General features: G+C 65.9%; 15 protein-coding genes. 7 read left to right on the top strand and 8 right to left on the bottom strand.

The genetic code is table 11. From position 1 onward, the window contains the following. Nucleotides 1–100 precede the first annotated feature (100 nt). Nucleotides 101–2,044 carry an acetate--CoA ligase gene (gene acs / locus JQK15_RS07935; RefSeq protein ID WP_214864735.1) on the bottom strand — a complete coding sequence of 648 codons (1,944 nt, stop codon included), beginning with the start codon at nt 2,042–2,044 and terminating at the stop codon, nt 101–103. 152 nt (nt 2,045–2,196) lie between these two features. Here acs and JQK15_RS07930 point away from each other — a divergent pair, with 152 nt between their 5' ends. Next, nucleotides 2,197–2,868 carry a glutathione S-transferase family protein gene (locus tag JQK15_RS07930; protein ID WP_004209410.1) on the top strand — a complete coding sequence of 224 codons (672 nt, stop codon included), beginning with the start codon at nt 2,197–2,199 and terminating at the stop codon, nt 2,866–2,868. Nucleotides 2,869–2,889: 21 nt separating this feature from the next. Here JQK15_RS07930 and JQK15_RS07925 read toward each other — a convergent pair whose 3' ends face one another. Continuing rightward, nucleotides 2,890–4,047, bottom strand: coding sequence for a GGDEF domain-containing protein (locus JQK15_RS07925; protein ID WP_214864733.1), 1,158 nt, complete (start codon nt 4,045–4,047; stop codon nt 2,890–2,892). Nucleotides 4,048–4,139: 92 nt separating this feature from the next. After that, entirely contained in the window at nt 4,140–5,024 is an 885-nt protein-coding gene (locus JQK15_RS07920; RefSeq protein WP_004209412.1) for a LysR substrate-binding domain-containing protein, read from the bottom strand. A 337-nt stretch (nt 5,025–5,361) separates the two neighbouring features. On the opposite strand from JQK15_RS07920, the gene JQK15_RS07915 reads away from it, so the two are divergent. The 4 genes from JQK15_RS07915 (at nt 5,362) to JQK15_RS07900 (ending at nt 11,152) form a co-directional block, all read left to right on the top strand. Continuing rightward, the gene (locus JQK15_RS07915) at nt 5,362–7,650 is read left to right on the top strand and encodes a CDC48 family AAA ATPase (RefSeq protein WP_214865125.1); all 2,289 of its coding nucleotides are present in this window, start codon (nt 5,362–5,364) and stop codon (nt 7,648–7,650) included. A gap of 140 nt (nt 7,651–7,790) precedes the next feature. Then, on the top strand, nt 7,791–8,438 hold the full coding sequence (locus JQK15_RS07910) for a class I SAM-dependent methyltransferase (protein WP_214864731.1): 648 nt from the start codon (nt 7,791–7,793) through the stop codon (nt 8,436–8,438). Between the two features lie 110 nt (nt 8,439–8,548). Continuing rightward, a complete protein-coding gene (locus JQK15_RS07905; RefSeq protein WP_214864729.1) occupies nt 8,549–9,649 on the top strand; it encodes a helix-turn-helix transcriptional regulator in 1,101 nt (366 codons plus the stop codon). 237 nt (nt 9,650–9,886) lie between these two features. Then, a complete protein-coding gene (locus JQK15_RS07900; RefSeq protein ID WP_214864727.1) occupies nt 9,887–11,152 on the top strand; it encodes a glutamate-5-semialdehyde dehydrogenase in 1,266 nt (421 codons plus the stop codon). Nucleotides 11,153–11,178: 26 nt separating this feature from the next. On the opposite strand, the gene kdsA is transcribed toward JQK15_RS07900, so the two are convergent. Both kdsA and JQK15_RS07890 read right to left on the bottom strand, forming a co-directional pair. After that, the gene (gene kdsA / locus JQK15_RS07895; protein WP_214864725.1) at nt 11,179–12,006 is read right to left on the bottom strand and encodes a 3-deoxy-8-phosphooctulonate synthase; all 828 of its coding nucleotides are present in this window, start codon (nt 12,004–12,006) and stop codon (nt 11,179–11,181) included. Between the two features lie 5 nt (nt 12,007–12,011). Next, nucleotides 12,012–12,305 (bottom strand): hypothetical protein, encoded by a 294-nt coding sequence (locus JQK15_RS07890; RefSeq protein WP_029547382.1) that lies wholly within the window; start codon nt 12,303–12,305, stop codon nt 12,012–12,014. Nucleotides 12,306–12,326: 21 nt separating this feature from the next. Here JQK15_RS07890 and JQK15_RS07885 point away from each other — a divergent pair, with 21 nt between their 5' ends. Together JQK15_RS07885 and JQK15_RS07880 are read left to right on the top strand one after the other, a co-directional pair. Further along, nucleotides 12,327–13,454, top strand: a complete 1,128-nt coding sequence (locus JQK15_RS07885) for a hypothetical protein (protein ID WP_214864723.1) — start codon at nt 12,327–12,329, stop codon at nt 13,452–13,454. Then, complete coding sequence (locus JQK15_RS07880; RefSeq protein ID WP_214864721.1) at nt 13,451–14,821, top strand: cytochrome P450; 1,371 nt, start codon at nt 13,451–13,453, stop codon at nt 14,819–14,821. Before JQK15_RS07885 ends, JQK15_RS07880 begins: the two co-directional genes overlap by 4 nt. Nucleotides 14,822–14,975: 154 nt before the next feature. Here JQK15_RS07880 and JQK15_RS07875 read toward each other — a convergent pair whose 3' ends face one another. Genes JQK15_RS07875 through JQK15_RS07865 form a run of 3 tightly spaced genes read right to left on the bottom strand, consistent with a single transcriptional unit; the run spans nt 14,976 to nt 18,537 of the window. Beyond that, a complete protein-coding gene (locus JQK15_RS07875) occupies nt 14,976–15,155 on the bottom strand; it encodes a hypothetical protein (RefSeq protein ID WP_125985443.1) in 180 nt (59 codons plus the stop codon). Continuing rightward, nucleotides 15,152–16,057 carry a transglutaminase family protein gene (locus tag JQK15_RS07870; RefSeq protein WP_214864719.1) on the bottom strand — a complete coding sequence of 302 codons (906 nt, stop codon included), beginning with the start codon at nt 16,055–16,057 and terminating at the stop codon, nt 15,152–15,154. Before JQK15_RS07870 ends, JQK15_RS07875 begins: the two co-directional genes overlap by 4 nt. Beyond that, the gene (locus JQK15_RS07865) at nt 16,054–18,537 is read right to left on the bottom strand and encodes a circularly permuted type 2 ATP-grasp protein (protein ID WP_214864717.1); all 2,484 of its coding nucleotides are present in this window, start codon (nt 18,535–18,537) and stop codon (nt 16,054–16,056) included. The genes JQK15_RS07870 and JQK15_RS07865 overlap by 4 nt, the downstream gene beginning before the upstream one ends.

Here is an 18,537-nt window from a genome sequence, read left to right as displayed (position 1 = left end):
AAGTCTCGCCTGGGCCCTGCGCGCGCTACCCCGCCCGCACGGCCCAGCTATGTCGAAAGGATACGCACGGGCACGATAAGTTCCTTATCCGGCGTGTCTTTTATCCCTGACGATTGGCGACCAGATTATCCACAACCGACGGATCGGCAAGTGTACTAACGTCCCCCAGCGCCTGCGCGGACACTTCGCCCTCGGCGATCTTGCGCAGGATGCGGCGCATGATCTTGCCCGAACGCGTCTTGGGCAGGCCGGGCGCGAACTGGATCGCGTCGGGCGTGGCGATCGGGCCGATCTCGGTCCGCACCCATTTCACCAGATCCTTGCGCAGATCGTCGCTCGGCTCCTCGTTCGCGTTCAGCGTCACATAGGCATAGATGCCCTGGCCCTTGATGTCGTGCGGGAAGCCGACCACCGCCGCCTCGGCGACGCTTTCATGCAGCACCAGCGCGCTCTCGACCTCGGCCGTGCCCATGCGATGGCCCGACACGTTGATGACATCGTCGACCCGGCCGGTGATCCAGTAATAGCCGTCGGCATCGCGCCGCGCGCCGTCGCCGGTGGTATATTTGCCGGGGAAGGTGGTGAAATAGGTCTGGAAGAAGCGGTCATGGTCGCCCCACACCGTGCGCATCTGGCCCGGCCAGCTGCCCGCGATCACCAGATTGCCCTCGGTCGCGCCCTCCTGCACCGCACCGTCGCCATCCAATATCTGGGGAATGACGCCGGGCATCGGCAGGGTCGCGCTGCCGGGCTTCAGGTCGGTGGCGCCAGGCATCGGCGCGATCATCGCGCCGCCGGTCTCGGTCTGCCACCAGGTGTCGATGATCGGACAACGGCCTTCGCCGATCACGCCATGATACCAGCGCCAGGCTTCCGGATTGATCGGCTCGCCGACCGTGCCCAGCACGCGCAGCGAGGCGCGGCTGGTCGAATGCACATAATCGTCGCCCTCCTTCATCAGCGCGCGCAGCGCCGTGGGCGCGGTGAAGATGGTGTGGACCTGATGCTTGTCGACCACTTCCCAGATGCGCGCCGGGGTCGGCCAGTTGGGCACGCCCTCATACATCAGGGTCGTCGCGCCGTTCGCCAGCGGGCCGTAGACGATATAGCTGTGGCCCGTGACCCAGCCGATGTCGGCGGCGCACCACCAGATGTCGCCGGGCCGATAGTCGAAGCAGAGTTCATGCGTCAGGCTGGCCCACAGCAGATAGCCGCCGCTCGTATGCAGCACGCCCTTGGGCTTGCCGGTCGAGCCGGAGGTATAGAGGATGAACAGCGGGTCTTCCGCATTCATCGGTTCGGGCGGGCAGTCGGCCGATACCTGCGCCGCGGCTTCATGCAGCCAGATGTCGCGCCCCTCCCGCATCTGCACCGCGCCACCGGTCGCCTGCACGACGATCACCTTGTTGACGCAGGGCGCCTCGGCCAGCGCAGCATCGACATTGGCCTTGAGCGGCACGGTCTTGCCCGCGCGGCGCCCTTCGTCGGCGGTGATGACGATGGTCGAATCGCAATCGACCAGACGCCCTGCCAGCGCCTCGGGCGAAAAGCCGCCGAACACGACGCTGTGGATCGCGCCGATCCGCGCGCAGGCGAGAAGGGCAAAGGCCGCCTCGGGGATCATCGGCATATAGACGGTGATCCGGTCGCCCTTTCGCGCGCCCGCATCCTTCAGCACATTGGCAAGGCGGCAGACTTCCTCATGCACCTGCTTGTAGGTGTAGCGGCGCACATCGGCGTCCGGGCTGTCGGGTTCCCAGATGATCGCGACCTGGTCGCCACGCTCGGCCAGATGCCGGTCGATGCAGTTGGCGCTGACGTTCAGTTCACCGTCGGCGAACCATTTGACGCCGAAATCCGCCTCGTGGAAGCTGCTTTCGTCGGCCTTGGTCGGCGGCGTTATCCAGTCCAGCCGCTGCGCCCGCTCCAGCCAATAGGCGTCGGCGTCCTCGATCGAGCGTGCATAATCGGCCGCGCGGCCTTCCCGGTCCAACAGGGCCTGGGCGGCCCATTGGGAGGGAACCGGGAAGAAATCGTCAGACATCCAGCTATCCTTTCCTGTGCGCTAAATTCCATGCGCTTGCAGCAGGTTGTAGGAGGCGCGCAGCACGACTTAAAGGGGCGATGCGCGTTTCGCCGCGTTTCTGTGTTTTTGCGCCTTTCCCGGCGCGCGGCCCCGGCCTAACAGAAGATCATATGTGGCAACTTTTCCAATTCCCGCTCTGTCCCTTCTCCCGCAAGGTCCGTCTGCTGCTTGGCGAGAAAGGCATCGGCTATGATCTGGTGCGCGAATCTCCCTGGGAAATGCGCGACGAGTTTCTGGATCTCAATCCGGCCGGCACCACCCCGGTGGTCGTCGACCAGGAAAAGGGCGTCACGCTGATCGACAGCCAGGCGATCTGCGAATATTTCGAGGAAACGGTCGAAAAATTCCCGCTCATTTCCGGCACGGCGGCGGGCCGGGCGGAAGTGCGGCGCCTGACCGCCTTTTTCGACCAGAATTTCTACGGCGATGTCGTTGGCCCGCTGCTGCATGAGCGGATGAAGAAGCGGCTGATCGAGCGCGTCTCGCCCGACGCCCGCGTCCTGCGCGAAGCGATGCGCCGGGCCAACGTCCATATGGACTATATGGACTATCTGCTCGACCATCGCAGCTGGATGGCCGGCGGCACGCTCAGCCTTGCCGATATCGCGGCGGCGGCGCATCTGTCGGTGGCGGATTATCTGGGCGGCATCGACTGGGCCGGGCATGAGCCGGTCAAGCGCTGGTATGCCGGCTTCAAGTCACGCCCTTCCTTCCGCCCGCTCTTGTCCGAACGGATGGAAGTCATCACCCCGCCAACCCATTATGAAAAGCCGGATTTCTAAAGGGCACGGGCACGAAGCGGCTTAGTCCGCCTCGGCCGCCAGATAGACCCGGTTGCGGCCATGTTCCTTGGCCAGGTAGAGCGCCCGGTCGGCCGCCTTCAGCGCCGCGCGCGGGTCGTCATAGGCCAGGACATTGGCGACGCCGGCGGAAAAGCTCACCCGCTCCATCCGCTCGCCATTGGTGCGGTTGACCAGGCTGCGATTGGCCAGATCCTCGCGCACTGCGTCGACCGCCTCGCAGGTTTCGGCCGCCGTCTTGCCGCGAAACAGCATGACGAACTCCTCGCCGCCATGGCGGGCGACATGGCAGCGGTCATCGGACGCCTTGGCCAGCAGCCCCGCGACGAATTTCAGCACCCGATCGCCGGTCTCATGGCCATGGGTATCGTTGACCAGCTTGAAATGGTCGATGTCGCAGAAGGCGACCGATAATTGCTCGTCGCCTTCCTTCGCCAGCTTCAGCTCCTCGCGCAGCACGCCTTCGAAGGCACGGCGATTGGGCAGGCCGGTCAGATGGTCATGCTCGGCGGCGCGACGCGCGGTCTCCAGGCTCGATTTCAGCGCCTGGGTCTGCTTCTGGTTCTCGCGCAGCTGGGTTTCGACCTGGCGGGTCTTTTCCACCATCGACCGGGTCAGGCTGACCAGCCGGGCCAGGATCGGCTCATTGTCGGCGCCGGCGGCCAGGCCCTTGGCCTGTTCCTGCAATGCCGCGCCATAATCCTTGGCCGAATTGCGGGATTCGGTCATCAGCCCGGTAAATTCGTCCAGATTTTCCTCGACCTTGTCGAGCATGGAAGCAAGCGCGTCAGGCGTCACCTCGTCCGTGCGCTGGCTGGCGGCAAGCGATTCCATCCAGGCGTTGCTGATCTTGCCGCGCTCCATCAGCACTGCCTGCACCGCCTTTTCCACGCCGATGCTGGCGCCGGTCAGATAGTCGAGCGCGACGCCGAAATTGAGCGGCGTCAGGTCCAGATCATGGGCGAACAGAAATTCGCCGATTTCCTCATAGAGGCGACGACGGCGATTGATCTCGCGGCTGGCCGCACTGCCGGCGCGCGCGCGTGGCTCACTTTCCACCTGCGGTTCGTCCGGCTTGCCGGACAGGCCACGGGCCCAGCGGGAAAGGCGGTCGGTCAGCCCATGGTGCGAGCCGGCGGTGGATGTGGATGCCCCAGTCATGCCGCTTATAACGGAGGCGCCCGATCAAGGTTAAGGGGGCGCTCGGCAAAAGTGGCAGGGATTTCAATCCATGCCGCTTTTTCTACGCAGATTCAGATATTTGCCGCCACCAGCCAGTCGCGGAAGATGCGCACAGACCGGGTCTGCAACGCGCGCGGGCGACAGACGAAATAATAGCGATAGGGGCTGTCGCAGCGTATATTGGGGAACAGCCGGATCAGCCGGGGGTCGCCCGACTGTTCGAAATGGCTGGCATGCATCACCGCCACGCCCAGTCCCTGGGCGGCGGCTTCCAGCATCAACTGGCCGGAATCATAATTGTCGATCGCCAGCGGTTGCAGATCGGGAATGCCGGCCACATCCTTCCACGCGTCGAAGGAAAGGGCCATGTCGCGATGCAGCAGGATCGTCTGTTGCGCCAGTTCGCTGGGCGACGCCAGCGCATTGGGGCCTTCCACCATTTCGCGCCGACCGATCAGATAGACCTGCTCATGGTCCAGTTCATAGGCATAGAGCGCCGGGTCGATATCCTTGCTGGCCAGCACGATCGCTGCGTCCAGCCCTTCGCCCAGCCGCGCCACGGCATGGGGCGTCGTTTCGATGTCGATATGCAGCTGCGGGTGCTGCTGGCGCAGCCGGCCCAGATGCGGGAACAGCCGCTGCGTCGCGAACAGCGGCATCACCGCCAGGCGCAGGCGCAACTGGTTGCCGCCGCTCTGGATATTCTCCAGCGCCTGGCTGAGCGAATCCAGCGCCGGGGCGATGTCGTCGAGCAGCCGCTGGCCTTCCGAATTGATCTCCAGCGCCTGATGCTTGCGGTCGAACAGCGGGCGTCCGATGAACCGCTCCAGCGCCTGGACGCGGCGGCTGAGTGCCGGCGTCGACAGGGCGAGTTCTTCGGCAGCCGCCTTGACCGAGCCAAGGCGGGCAACCTGAACAAAGGCCTCCAGGGCCGTAAGAGGCGGCAATCTGCGCATAATCGTCAAATTCTATAAGCCGGTCCGCTGCGTCGCATCATCTGTCATTATCGAACGGCGCGCTTCCCCGGTTCAAGCATCCTGACCTGCAATGAGCAGGAAAACGCGGCAAATGGCAAGATGCAAAAATTGCAACCGGCCGATTCTTTTCGCACTTGCAAAATTACCTGCTGCAGCGCACATAGGAAAGGCCTTTCAGGCATCCTCTCCTATAAACTTTCCGGGCTGGCGCTTGCGCCGGCCCTTTTTTTGTTCCGGGCATAACTAAGCACGGCCCCTTTCCCTCACCCCCGGCGTTACCTATCTTCGTTTCGCAACCAAAAGGACGGGGATGACCATGGCCGATCAGGACAGCAGCGGACGCAGGATTCAGGTCGCCAATGCGCGGCCGGAGGATGCCGGGCGCGGTTTGGCGCGGCTTCCGCTGACGGTAATGGCCGAATTGCAACTGGCCGAAGGCGATGTTGTCGAGATTGTCGGCAAGCGATCGACTCCGGCACGGGTGGTGCGCCCCTATAAGGAAGATGAAGGTCTGGACGTCCTGCGCCTGGATGGTTTGCAGCGCGCTAATGCCGGCGTCGGCTCGGGCGACTTCGTCCAGCTGCGCAGGATCGATCCGCGTCCGGCCCAGCGCGTGGTGTTCGCGCCTGCACAAAATAATCTCCGTCTCCAGGGCAATCCCGATGCGCTGAAGCGGGTTTTCTTTCAACGCCCCCTCGTCGCGGGCGATGTCGTCGCCACCGCCGGCCAGCAACAGGTGCCGCCCGGCGACATGCCACCCCATCTGCGCCAGATGCTGGCGGCGCCGGCTTATGCGCTCCAGGAAATCCGCCTGATCGTGGTGTCGACCGTGCCCAAGGGCATCGTTCATATCGATGCCGAGACCGAGGTGGAGCTGCGCGCGGAATATGAGGAGCCGCGCGAATCCCGCCGTGCCGACGTCACCTATGACGATGTCGGCGGCATGGCGGAAACGATCGACCAGCTGCGCGAGATGGTCGAACTGCCGCTGCGCTATCCCGAATTGTTCGAGCGGTTGGGCGTCGATCCGCCCAAGGGAGTGATGCTCCATGGCCCGCCGGGCACCGGCAAGACCCGGCTGGCCCGCGCCGTCGCCAATGAATCGGAAGCCGAATTCTTCCTCATCAACGGGCCCGAGATCATGGGTTCGGCCTATGGCGAGTCGGAAAAGAAGCTGCGCGACATTTTCGAGGAAGCGGCCAAGGCGGCACCCTCCATCCTCTTCATCGATGAGATCGACTCGATCGCGCCCAAGCGCGGCCAGGTCACCGGCGAGACGGAAAAGCGCCTCGTCGCCCAGCTTCTCACCCTGATGGACGGGCTGGAGCCACGCACCAATCTGGTCGTCATCGCCGCCACCAACCGGCCCGAGGCGATCGATGAGGCGCTGCGCCGGCCCGGCCGGTTCGACCGCGAAATCGTCGTCGGCGTTCCCGACGAACGCGGCCGGCGCGAAATATTGGGCATCCATACCCGCGGCATGCCGCTGGGCGACCGGGTCGACCTCGCCGAACTGGCGCGCATGACCTATGGCTTTGTCGGCGCCGATCTCGCTGCGCTGACCCGCGAGGCCGCGATCGAGACGGTGCGCCGGCTAATGCCGCGCCTCAATCTGGAGGAAGGCACGATCCCGCCCGACGTGCTGGAGGATCTGTCCGTCACGCGGGAGGATTTCCTCTCGGCGATCAAGCGGGTCCAGCCCTCGGCCATGCGCGAGGTGATGGTGCAGGCGCCCAATATCGGCTGGGCCGACATTGGCGGCCTGGACGATGCGCAGATGCGCCTGAAGGAAGGGGTCGAACTGCCGCTCAAGGATCCCGACGCCTTCCGGCGCCTGGGCATCCGCCCGGCCAAGGGCTTCCTCCTCTATGGTCCGCCGGGCACCGGCAAGACCTTGCTGGCCAAGGCGGTCGCGCGTGAGGCGCAGGCCAATTTCATCGCCACCAAATCGAGCGACCTCCTGTCCAAATGGTATGGCGAGAGCGAGCAGCAGATCGCCCGCCTGTTCGCCCGCGCGCGTCAGGTGGCGCCGACCGTCATCTTCATCGACGAACTGGACAGCCTTGTCCCCGCCCGTGGCGGTGGCCTTGGCGAGCCCGCGGTAACGGAGCGGGTGGTCAACACCATCCTCGCCGAAATGGACGGGCTGGAGGAATTGCAGTCGGTGGTCGTCATCGGCGCCACCAACCGGCCGACCCTGGTTGATCCGGCGCTGCTGCGCCCCGGCCGCTTCGACGAGCTCATTTATGTGCCGGTGCCCGACCAGGCCGGGCGCAAGCGCATCCTGGCGATCCATACCAAGAAGATGCCGCTGGCGTCCGACGTCGATCTGGATCAGCTGGCGGCTCGGACGGAGCGGTTCACCGGCGCGGATCTGGAGGATCTGTCCCGCCGTGCCGGCCTGATCGCGCTGCGCCAGTCGCTGCGGGTCGAAGCTGTCACCATGGCTCATTTCGAGGCGGCGCTGGAGGAAACCCGCGCCTCGGTCACGCCGGAAATGGAACGGGAATATGAGCAGATCCAGGCGACCTTGAAGCAGAGCGCGATGCAGGTCGATCCGATCGGTTTCATCGCGCCCGGCATGCTGCGCGCCCGCGAACGCTGACGGATTGGGGATAAGCGCGTGGCCGGCGGTGGGTGAACCCATCGCCTGGCCGCGCGTTCTATCCCGTGGCGCGCAAAGCCGCTTGCCAGCGGACATCAATTTTGCGAGGCCGATTCTGTTAGTCAGTCAGGCGGATTTTGATGGCCTCCCTACCGTTCAAAGACAAGAAGACCAGGATTTCGAGGCGCGGTGGCAGCCGCTCCTTCCGCAGCCAGTGGGCCATGTTCTTCCGCCAGTTCATGAAGCATCCCGGCATGATCGGTTCGGTCATCCCCTCCTCGTCGCAACTGGTCGCGCGCTCGCTGGACGGCGTCGACTGGGCACGGACCCGCCTGTTCGTCGAATATGGTCCGGGTGTCGGCACCTTCACCCAGGCCATTCTCGATCGCATGCATCCCGACGCGATCCTGCTGGCGATCGACCTCAATCTCGATTTCGTCGCCTATCTGGAGGATGCGATCGACGATCCGCGCCTGCGCGTCGTCCATGGCTCGGCCGCCGACGTGCGCCGCTTCGTCAAGGAAGCGGGCTATCAGAAGGCGGATTACGTCCTTTCGGGCCTGCCCTTTTCCACCCTGCCGGCGGGCGTGGGCGAAACCATCTGCGAAGAGACGCGCGCCGTTCTGCGGCCGGGCGGCAGCTTCATCATCTACCAATATTCGCGCTATGTCCGCCGCCTGATCGACCCGCTGTTCGGTCAGGTCAGCGACGAACTGGAATGGCGCAACATTCCCCCCTGTCGCCTGTTCCGCGCGGCCAAGGACGAGGCGCTGGCCCAGGCGGCCTGATCTTTCCTGATCTGTATCAATATCTGGCAGAAATTACGTAATTCGGCCTGCTGCGCGTTTGACTCCGCGCTGGACTTGAGCAACCAATTGCTTGGGGACAAGGGGGTTATATGGCGTCATACGCCGAAGGCAGCGATCCGTGGGCCGACCTCTTCCTGTCGGCTGCGCTGGAGCCGCATCTGTGGGATCAGGCGATCCGTGCGATGGCGCAGGCGACGGGGTCGCGCCATGGTCAGTTGATCGGCTTTGGCCATGGAGCTGCCGGCTTCAACTGGATCAGTGATGTAGAGCCGGATATTGTCGACAAGTCGGCAACCATCGATGGGGCCGCGCCCGATCTCAATTTCCGCGTCGCGGCCGATCAATTGTCCGGGCGCCCGGACATCGTCCACGAAGCCCATTATGACATCGCCCGGCAGAGCCTGCGTTCTGCCGACTATCTCGATCTGTGCAGCGATTATGATATTTTCGACGGCTGCCAGACCCGGCTTTTCGCTGGTCCCGACATGATGATCGGCCTGGCGCTCTTGCGTGGTCGCAAGGATGGCCGGACCGATCAGGACCAGCGCGACCTGTTCGCCCATGTCGCTGGCCATGCCCGCAACGCCGTGCGGTTGCAGCGCGCGATTGAGCATCAGGGATTCGCGCTGCTGGCCGGCACGTTCGAAACCATGGACCGCGCCTGCTGGCTGCTCGACGCGACGGGGCGGGTAGGGGGCATGACGCCGCGCGCCGAAGCTCTGCTCTCCACCAGCCGGCTGCGGGTCGGTGATGGCTGGTTGCAGAGCGAACGGAGCGATGAGACGCGCGCCATACTGCGTTCGGTCCGGGCCGTGGTCGACGCGCCCGCGCGGGAGGCCGATCCGGTGGCGCTGGCCGACGCGGATGGGGGCGTGGGTATCATGCTGGAATTTTTCCCGCTGCCGTCCCGGCCCTGGTCGCTACCCTTCGCGCCGCATGCGATCATCGTCGCCCGCGTGGGCGCGCCGACCGAACGCCATGTCCGCCTGCTGATGCGGACCTTCCGCCTGACTCCGGCTGAAGCGGATATCGCCATTCATCTGGCCGCGGGCATGAGTCGTGCCGATATTGCCGCGCGGCGCGGCGTCTCGGCCGAGACGCTCAAGGCCCAGTTGCGCTCCATCTATGACAAGACGGGCTGCAACCGGGAATCGCAACTGGTCCGCATCGTCGGGATGATGAGCAGCTGAGTTACGGATTTTATTGCGAAAATTACGCAATTTACCCCCAATGGGGTATGCGTCAGCCGCGCAAAAAGGCTAGGCGAATCGATAAGGCAGGACCATCTTGCCGGCCGACGGCCGATCCATATGCGACCCATGGGTCGGCCGCCGGCAATCGCTCCCTGCCATCTTCCCGCTTCGTCAGGGTTCCGTCCCGCGACATTTTCGTGCTAAGCCGCTGCCGGATTTGAAGCGAGATTACCGATGAACGACCTGACGCAGACCCCCGAAATGCTGATCGCGCAGATGGGCGCGCGTGCGCGCCGCGCCGCCGCCCTGCTCGCGCCAGCCGGGGACGCGCAGAAGGTCGACGCGCTGCGCCGCGCCGCCCAGACCCTGCGCGACCAGGCGCCCGCCATCCTCGCCGCCAATGCGCGCGACATGGACAATGGCATCGACAATGGCCTGTCCGCCGCGATGCTCGACCGGCTGCGGCTGGACGAGGATCGGATTGCCACCATGGCCGCCGGCGTGGATCAGGTGGCGATCCTCGACAATCCGCTCGGCAGCGTGATCGACTCTTCCGTGCGTCCCAATGGTCTGGAATTGAGCCGCGTCCGCGTGCCGCTGGGCGTCATCGGCATCATCTATGAAAGCCGGCCCAACGTCACCGCCGATGCAGCCGCTCTCTGCCTGCGCGCCGGCAATGCCGTGATCCTGCGCGGTGGCAGCGAGGCGAAGGAAAGCAACCGCGCGATCCACGCTGCCATGGCAGAGGGGATCGCCGCCGCCGGCCTGCCCGCCGAAGCGGTGCAGCTCATTCCCACCACCGATCGCGCGGTGGTCGGCGCGTTGCTGCGCGCATCGGATTTCGTCGACCTCATCGTGCCGCGCGGCGGCAAGAGCCTGGTGGCGCGCGTGCAGGAAGAGGCGCGGGTGCCGGTGCTCGCCCATCTCGACGGCATCAATCACAGCTATGTCGATGGTGCGGCCGATCCGGCCATGGCGGAAAGCCTGGTCTTGAATGCCAAGCTGCGTCGCACCGGCGTCTGCGGTTCGACCGAAACGGTGCTGATCGACCGCGCCTATGGCCATGCCCCCGCGCTGGTGAAGGCGCTGCTCGACGCCAAGTGCGAAGTGCGTGGCGATGACGCGGTGCAGGCGATGGACGAACGCGTGGTCGCCGCATCGGACGAGGATTGGGACACCGAATATCTCGACGCCATCGTCTCGATCCGGCTGGTCGATGGCGTGGAAGAGGCGATCGCCCATATCGCCGCCCATGCCAGCCATCATACCGACGCCATCATCACCGAGGATGCGGCGGTCGCCGAACGCTTTCTCAATGCCGTCGACAGCGCGATCGTGATGTGGAACGCCTCGACCCAGTTCGCCGATGGCGGCGAGTTCGGCCTCGGCGCGGAAATCGGTATCTCGACCGGCCGGCTCCACGCGCGCGGCCCGGTCGCGCTCGAAGGGCTCACCACCTATAAATGGATCGTGCGCGGTCGCGGCCAGGCCCGACCGTAAGGCGTTTTCGGGGTGAAGGGGGAAACTTACCCCTTCACCACCCTATCGATCGCCTTCAACTGCTTCAGCATCGGCCCGACCCAGTCGAGCTTCAGCATCACCGGCCCGTCCGACGGCGCATTGTCCGGGTCTTCATGCGCCTCCGCGAAGATCGCCGCCACGCCGGCCGCTACCGCGCTGCGCGCCAGCAGGGGCGCATAGTCGCGCTGGCCACCGGAGGCCGATCCCAGCCCGCCGGGCTGCTGCACCGAATGGGTGGCATCGAATACGACGGGATAACCGGTTTCCGCCATCACCGGCAGCGCGCGCATGTCGCTGACCAGCGTGTTATAGCCGAAACTCGCGCCGCGCTCGGTCAGCAATATGCGCTCATTGCCGGTCGACGCGACCTTCTGCGCCACCGCCGCCATGTCCCACGGGGCCAGGAACTGCCCCTTCTTGACGTTGATCACCGCGCCGGTCTTCCCCGCCGCGATCAGCAGGTCGGTCTGGCGACAGAGAAAGGCCGGGATCTGCAGGATATCCACCGCCTGCGCCGCCGCCTCCACCTGCTCGGGGCCATGAATGTCGGTCAGCACCGGGCAACCCAGCACCGCCTTCACCTCGGCCAGGATCGCCAGCCCCGCGTCGATGCCGACGCCGCGCTTGCCCGATACCGACGTGCGGTTCGCCTTGTCGAAGCTGCTCTTGAAGATGAAGGGCACGCCCGCATCCGCCGCCGCCTTGGCCAGCGCATCGGCCATGAACAGCGCATGGTCGCGGCTTTCGATCTGGCAGGGGCCGGAAATCAGGACGAAGGGCAGGTCGTTGCCGAAGGTGACCGGGCCGACCTTCACATGCTTGGGATCGCTCATGCCGCTCACTTGGGCGCCTTTGCGAAGCGGCGCAACAATTGTCCGCGCCACAGCCCCTTGCCGGGATGATAATTCCAGCAGAACCAGCCAAAGGTCAGGCAGGCGAGCAGCGAGGGCAACGCCATCGGATCGCCATTGGCCTTCATATGGCGATAGAAGATCATGTCGGCGCGCCAGCGGTCGCGCTCGCTGCCGCCGCCATTGATGCCGTACATATTGTCATGCTTCCTACAGCCGACATTCCGGTTGTATTTGCGATGGTCTATGAAATAGCAGTAGTCGCGTTCGGGCGTGGTCATGTCCCGATTAGGACCGGGGCAGTGCAGAAATTCAAGCGTAAAGTCTTTTACCTAGGTGGTTTTGATCCGCGCGGCGTCCGTTTCTATCACCAGCTCTATCGCGATCAGGCGGCTCGCTACACCGCGCTGACCGGCGAAGCGGTGGAGGTCAGCGCGCGGCGCGCTGGCCCCGCCAACAGCGCGATCTGGACCGTCACCAACGCCAGCGCCGGGGTCGAGACCGACTATGAATATCTCCGCTGGGAAGACCTGATCGGCAAGGTCTGGATCCGCCATCCCTTCACCCTCGCCTGGCGCGCTGCCCGTGCCTATGCCGGCCATGCCCGGCTGATGCAGTTCGGGCGGATGCGCAAATTGCGCCGCGGCCCGGTCATCACCATCCTCTATCCGCCGATCCTGGCGATACTGATCCCGCTGCTGCTGGCGCTGGTACCCGCGCTGCTGCTGTCGCTGCTGCTGCCCTTCTGGGCGGCCGCGCTTGTCGGCATCGGCCTCAGCGCCTTCTTCTCCGGCCGCATCCTTAACAAGCTGGTCGTGCCCTGGCTGCTGCGCTTCATGACCTATCATGGCGCGCTCGCCGCCGACGGGCCGGGCGACGAGCTCAATGCCCGGCTCGACCAGTTCGCCGCCCGCATCGCGGCGGAGCTGGACGGCGACTGGGACGAGATCCAGCTCGTCACCCACAGCGCCGGCACGATCCTGGGCATGAGCCTGCTGCGCCGTATCCTCGCGCTGCGCGGGCACGCGCCGCTGCCCGACCATTTCGTCATGGTCGGCATGGGGCAGGTGGTGCCGGTCATCGGCCTGCGCCGCGATGCGCGCTGGTATCATGCCGACCTCAAGGCGCTGTCCGACCAGCCTTTCCGCTATGTCGACATCAGCTCGCCGCCCGACGGCGCAGCCTATTACAACGTCAATCCGCTGCGCCTTGTCGCCGATCAATTTGCCGCGCGGGTGGACATGCTATCGCCACGTTTCCATCTCTTCTACTTGGCCGAAAATTATCACGGGGGCTGGTCCAACAAATATGAGGCGCATTTCGATTATCTCAGGGTCGGCGACCGCCTGTCGCCGCTGGATTTCGTGAGCCTGACCGCCGGCCGCCGCACCGTGGACGAAGCGGTCGCCGCCTTCCGGACCATCCCGTGAGCGCGCCCTTCACGCCCCCTTATCCTGAGCCGCCCAAGTCGAAGCGCGGCCTCGTCAAACGCTTCCTGCGCGGCTGGCACAGCTGGATCCATGTGCTGTTCGACAAAAGCTATACGATGAAGATGGGCGAGATCCGCATGCCGGGTCAGACCATGTATATCGCCAACGAACTGCCGTTGGTGGACAAGATCCTCAAGGGCGGCACCGCCTTCCCCAAGCATAGCGAACTGGTCCGCAATCTCGATCCGCTGATCGGCAATTCGGTCTTTTCTGCCAATGGCGAGGATTGGGAGAGTCAGCGGGCGATGGTCAATCCCGCCTTCGCCCATACTGCGCTCAATCGCTCCATGCCGCTGATGGTCGCCGCCGCCGACGATCTGCTCGCCCGGCTCGACGCCGCCGATCGGACAAAGCCGGTCGATATCGACCCGATGATGACCCATGTCGCGGCCGACATCATCTTCCGCACCCTCTTCTCGCAGACGCTGGACGAGGAACGCTCCAACATCATCCACACCGCCTTTGGCCGGTTCCAGCGGCTCGCCCATTCGGCCTCGATGCTGCGCCTTTACGGCATTCCGGCGGGCTGGTTCGAAAAGCGCTCGAAAGGGCCGGCCCGCGCCATCCATGACGTGTTCCGCCCGATCGTGGAAGCTCGTTACGAAGGCTATCATGACCGGGGCGAGGCGCCCCATCGCGACATTCTCCAGTCGCTGATCGAGGTGCAGGACGCGCAGACCGGCGCCCATTTCACCTGCGAACAGGTGATGGAACAGGTCTCGACCATCTTCCTCGCCGGCCATGAAACCTCGGCCAGCACCATGACTTGGGCGCTCTACATGCTCGCCGAATGCGCCCATATCCAGGATCGGGTCCGCGCCGAAGTGGCCGGCATCGCCGGGGACGCAGTGCTGACCGCGCCGATGCTCAAGGATATGGGTCATGTCCGCAACATCTTCCGCGAAACGCTGCGCCTCTATCCGCCGGTCGCCTTCTTCCCGCGCGAAGTCACCTGTCCGATGGAGATGCGCGACAAGCAACTGGAAGAAGGATCGATGCTGGTCGTCGCGCCCTGGCTGACCCAGCGCAACAAGGACAACTGGGCCTGCCCGCACGCCTTCGATCCCGACCGGTTCGATGATCCCGCCAATGCCGACATGGTGAAACAGGCCTGGTTTCCCTTCGGCCGCGGCCCCCGCGTCTGCGTCGGCGCCGGCTTCGCCCAGCAGGAGGTGATGACCGTGATCGCCTCGGTCATCCGCCGCTACCGCCTCACCATGCCCGCCGGCTTCAAACCCGAACCCATCAGCCGCCTCACCATCCGCCCCAGGACCGGCATGAAACTGCTGTTCGAGCGGGTGTGGTAACCCGACACTCGCAGATCCTCCCCTGCAAGGGGAGGGGGACCATTTGCATCGCAAATGGTGGAGGGGTGTCACGCTCTCGATAGGGGGATACCCCTCCGTCAGCGCTGCGCGCTGCCACCTCCCCTTGCAGGGGAGGATGGATTTGAGCTGTGCCCTATCGGCCCTGCGCTGCCGGCAGTTCCACCTGCACCTGCGTCGGGATCGGTGCCGCCATGATCGCGATTCCCGCGACGATGCCCAGTACGCCCCACACCCAGCGTTTCGCGCGCAGGTCCATGACGCCGCGCGCCAGGCAGTAAAGGCCGGCCAGGACCAGGATGATGGCGGCGATCATGCGACTTCCTCTTTTGCGGTCTCGTCCTCGGGCACGACATCAACGGCGACGCTGATGCTCTGGCCCGATCCGCCGACGAACAGCCCGTCCATCGGCGCGACATCGGCATAGTCGCGGCCCATGGCGATGAACAGATGATCCTCGCCGGTGATGACGCCATTGGTGGGGTCGAAGCCGATCCAGCCGCGCGTCGGCCCGCACCACAGCATCACCCAGGCATGCATGGCGTCGGCGCCGACCAGCCGGGGCATGCCCGGCGGCGGATAGGTGCGGAGGTATCCGCTGACATAGGCGGCGGGCAGGCCAGCGAGGCGCAGCGCCACCACCATCACATGGGCGAAATCCTGGCACACGCCATGGCGCGCGGCAAAGGCGTCGGCCACCGGCGTGCCGGCATCGGTGGCGCTGGGGTCATAGGCGAAGTCCGCCTTGATCCGCTGCGCAAGCTCCAGTGCAGCCGCGACGATCGGCCGGTCGGGCGCCAGCATCGCGCCCGCCCAACTGCCGATCGCGTCCAGCATCGGCGCGCGGGGCGAGGCATAGAGGAATTGCGCGGGGGCAGAGGCGCTGATGTCGCGATCGGCCAGCGCCGCGCGCGCCACCATGGCGATGCTGGGGTCGTCCGCCTGCGGCAGGATCGGCGCGCCGCCGGCCACCCCGGCGCGGAACCGGCTCTCGATCGTCAGTTGCCGCAATGGCTGGTCGATCACCAGCCGCTCGACATGCACCGGCCAGGCGCCCGGCCGCGCCTCGATCGACAGCGGCGCGGGATCGACGCTCAGGCTATAGTCGGCGGTCCATTGCCCGGCCCAGGCCATCGGCCGCAACCGCAGATTGAAGCGGGCGACCCGCACCGGCGCGCCATAGCGCAATATGCTTCTGTGACGGACATGGTAGATCATGACAGCAGCTCTGCGCCCTCGACCTTTTCCGTCTTGCGGACTTGCAGGAAATAGCGCTGCCCGATCGCGTCGGACAAGGCGAGCAGCCGGCTTTCGATATCGGTCAGCGCCGCCATGGTCAGCATGTCGCCGGTCAGCGGCGCCAGCGTCGCCGCCAGCGCGCCGGCCAGCCGCTGGGGTTCCTCCGGCATCCCATCGCCGCGCAGCGTGGGCAAGGCGGCGACATGCTCGGCAATGCACAGTGCCTGATAGGCGATCGATCGGGGGTTCTGCGGCTCCAGCGCCACCAGATCGCGCACCGGCGGCAGCGACGGGCCGGTCAGATAGCGGTTGCGATAGCTGATCTGGCTGTCATGCAGGTCGAGCAGCACGGTCAGGTCGTCGGCCGACGCCCAGTCGCTGCCCAGCAGCAGCGTCAGCCGGCATCCGGTGATCGCCCGCTCGATCCGTCGCCCCATGTCTTGGAAGCGCCAGCCCTCGGTGCGCGCCATATTCTCCGCCGCCAGCCCCGACAGCGCCGAAATCCGCTCGATCATGCGCGATGCCGCATCCAGCAGCGTCTCGGTCACCGCCCCGTCGAACGCCGGCAGCGGCAGGCGCACCAGCCGCCAGAAATCGGTCGCCAGCCGATCGCGCAGCCCCTCGCCGATATTGGCGACCACGGCCATCAACGCGCGCACGCTGCCCGGCTGGCGCGCATCGCCCAGCGCCTGCGCGCACAGCGCACCGACCGGCTGCGCCGCGTTTCCGGTGGCGCCCCACAGCGCCAGCTGCCCCGCCAGCCGCGCCATGGTCGGCGAATCCGACGACGGCCCCATATCGACCTCGATCGATTCGCCGATCACCGCGCGGATCACCCGCAGCGTCATTTCGGTCCGCTCGATATAGCGGCCCAGCCAATAGAGATTGTCCGCCGCCTTGGTCGGCAACAGCCCGCCGATCCGCCGGATCGCCGGCGCGCCGCCATCGCCCAGCAGCGTGTCGGGCGGCACCGGCTGGCTGTCGATCACGCACATGTCGGCCGACATGTCGCCTTCGCCCATCAAGGCGGCGCGGATATCGCCATGGGCGGCCAGCCGGGCGAAGGCGCCCGGCATGATCCGCCATTGCCCCAGCCCGTCGCGCGCCACGAACACACGCAGGGTGAAGGGCAGGGGCGTCAGCCGCCCGCCGACGATCGCCGGGGTGGTGGACAGCTTCACCACTTCCTGCCCGACATAGTCCATCGGCCGCCGCGCCATCGCCTCCAGCAATGCCCTGCGCTGGTCCGCGTCCAGTGTCGATCCCTGCACCGATCGCGCCGGACCAAGCCCCGCCGCGTCCCGGTCGAAGGCCGAAGCGACCAGCAATTCGTCCAGATGGCCGGTCACATGGCCGCGCTCGCGCTCCTGCCCGCACCACCATGTGGCGATATTGGGCAGCAGCAATTCGGTGCCCAGCAATGCTTTGGCCAGTTGCGGCAGGAAGGCGGCGAAGGCGCGCGCCTCGATCACGCCCGCGCCCGGCCAGTTGCTGACCATCAGCCCGCCGCGCGCGCAGGCATCATAGAGGTCGGGCACGCCGATCCGCGATTCCCCGTCGAACGCCAGCGGGTCGAGGAAGCGGCTGTCCATCCAGCGCCACAGCCCGTCGATCCGCTTCAGCCCCTCGATCGTGCGCACGAACAGGCGCCCGTCGCTGACGATCAGGTCATCACCCTCGACCAGCATCAGGCCCAGATAGCGGGCCAGATGCGCCTGCTCGGCATAGCTCTGGTTGAACCGGCCCGGCGTCAGCAGGCCGATGCGCGGATCGGCGCGCTGGCAATCGACCGCCAGGCCCCGGCGCAGGTCGGCGAAGAAGGGCGCCAGCCGCCGCGTGTTCATTGCACCCAGCAGGTCGCCGGTCGCGCGCGACAGCGCCAGCCGGTTCTCCAGCGCATAGCCGACACCCACGGGCGTGCGCACCCGGTCGGCCAGCACCCGCCATTCGCCGTCCGGCCCGCGTCCCAGATCGGCGGCATAGAAATGGAGATAATGGCCACGCGGCGGCGCCGCCCCGGTCATCACCCGCCAATAATGCGGGCTGCCGGTCACGACGGCGGCTGGCAGCTTGCCCTCGCGCACCAGGCTCTGGCCGCTATAGATGTCGCTGATCACCCGCTCCAGCAGCTCGGCCCGCTGCATCAGCCCCTGTTCGATCCGGGTCCATTCGCCCGCGCCGATCAGCATCGGGATCGGGCTCAGCGGCCAGGGCCGCTCCTGCTCGTCGCCGGTCAGGCGGAACGCCAGGCCCAGATCCTGCGCCTGCCGCTCGACATTACCGGCCAGCGTCGCGGGATCGCCCTGTCCCTGTTCCGACAATCGATCCAGCATCGCCCGCCAGCGTGGCGCCATCTCCGCCGGCGCCCCGGCGAACAGATCGCCGCCCGACGCGCGCGCCAGATAGTCGCCGGCCCAGCCGGACGCTTCGAGACCCGGCAGGACAGGCGAGTCGGTCAT

The organism is Sphingobium sp. BHU LFT2 (genome assembly GCF_018604485.1).
Lineage (GTDB): Bacteria > Pseudomonadota > Alphaproteobacteria > Sphingomonadales > Sphingomonadaceae > Sphingobium > Sphingobium yanoikuyae_A.
The sequence above is the reverse complement of the archived record's forward strand: the minus strand, read 5'-3'. Positions and strand labels throughout refer to the sequence as shown.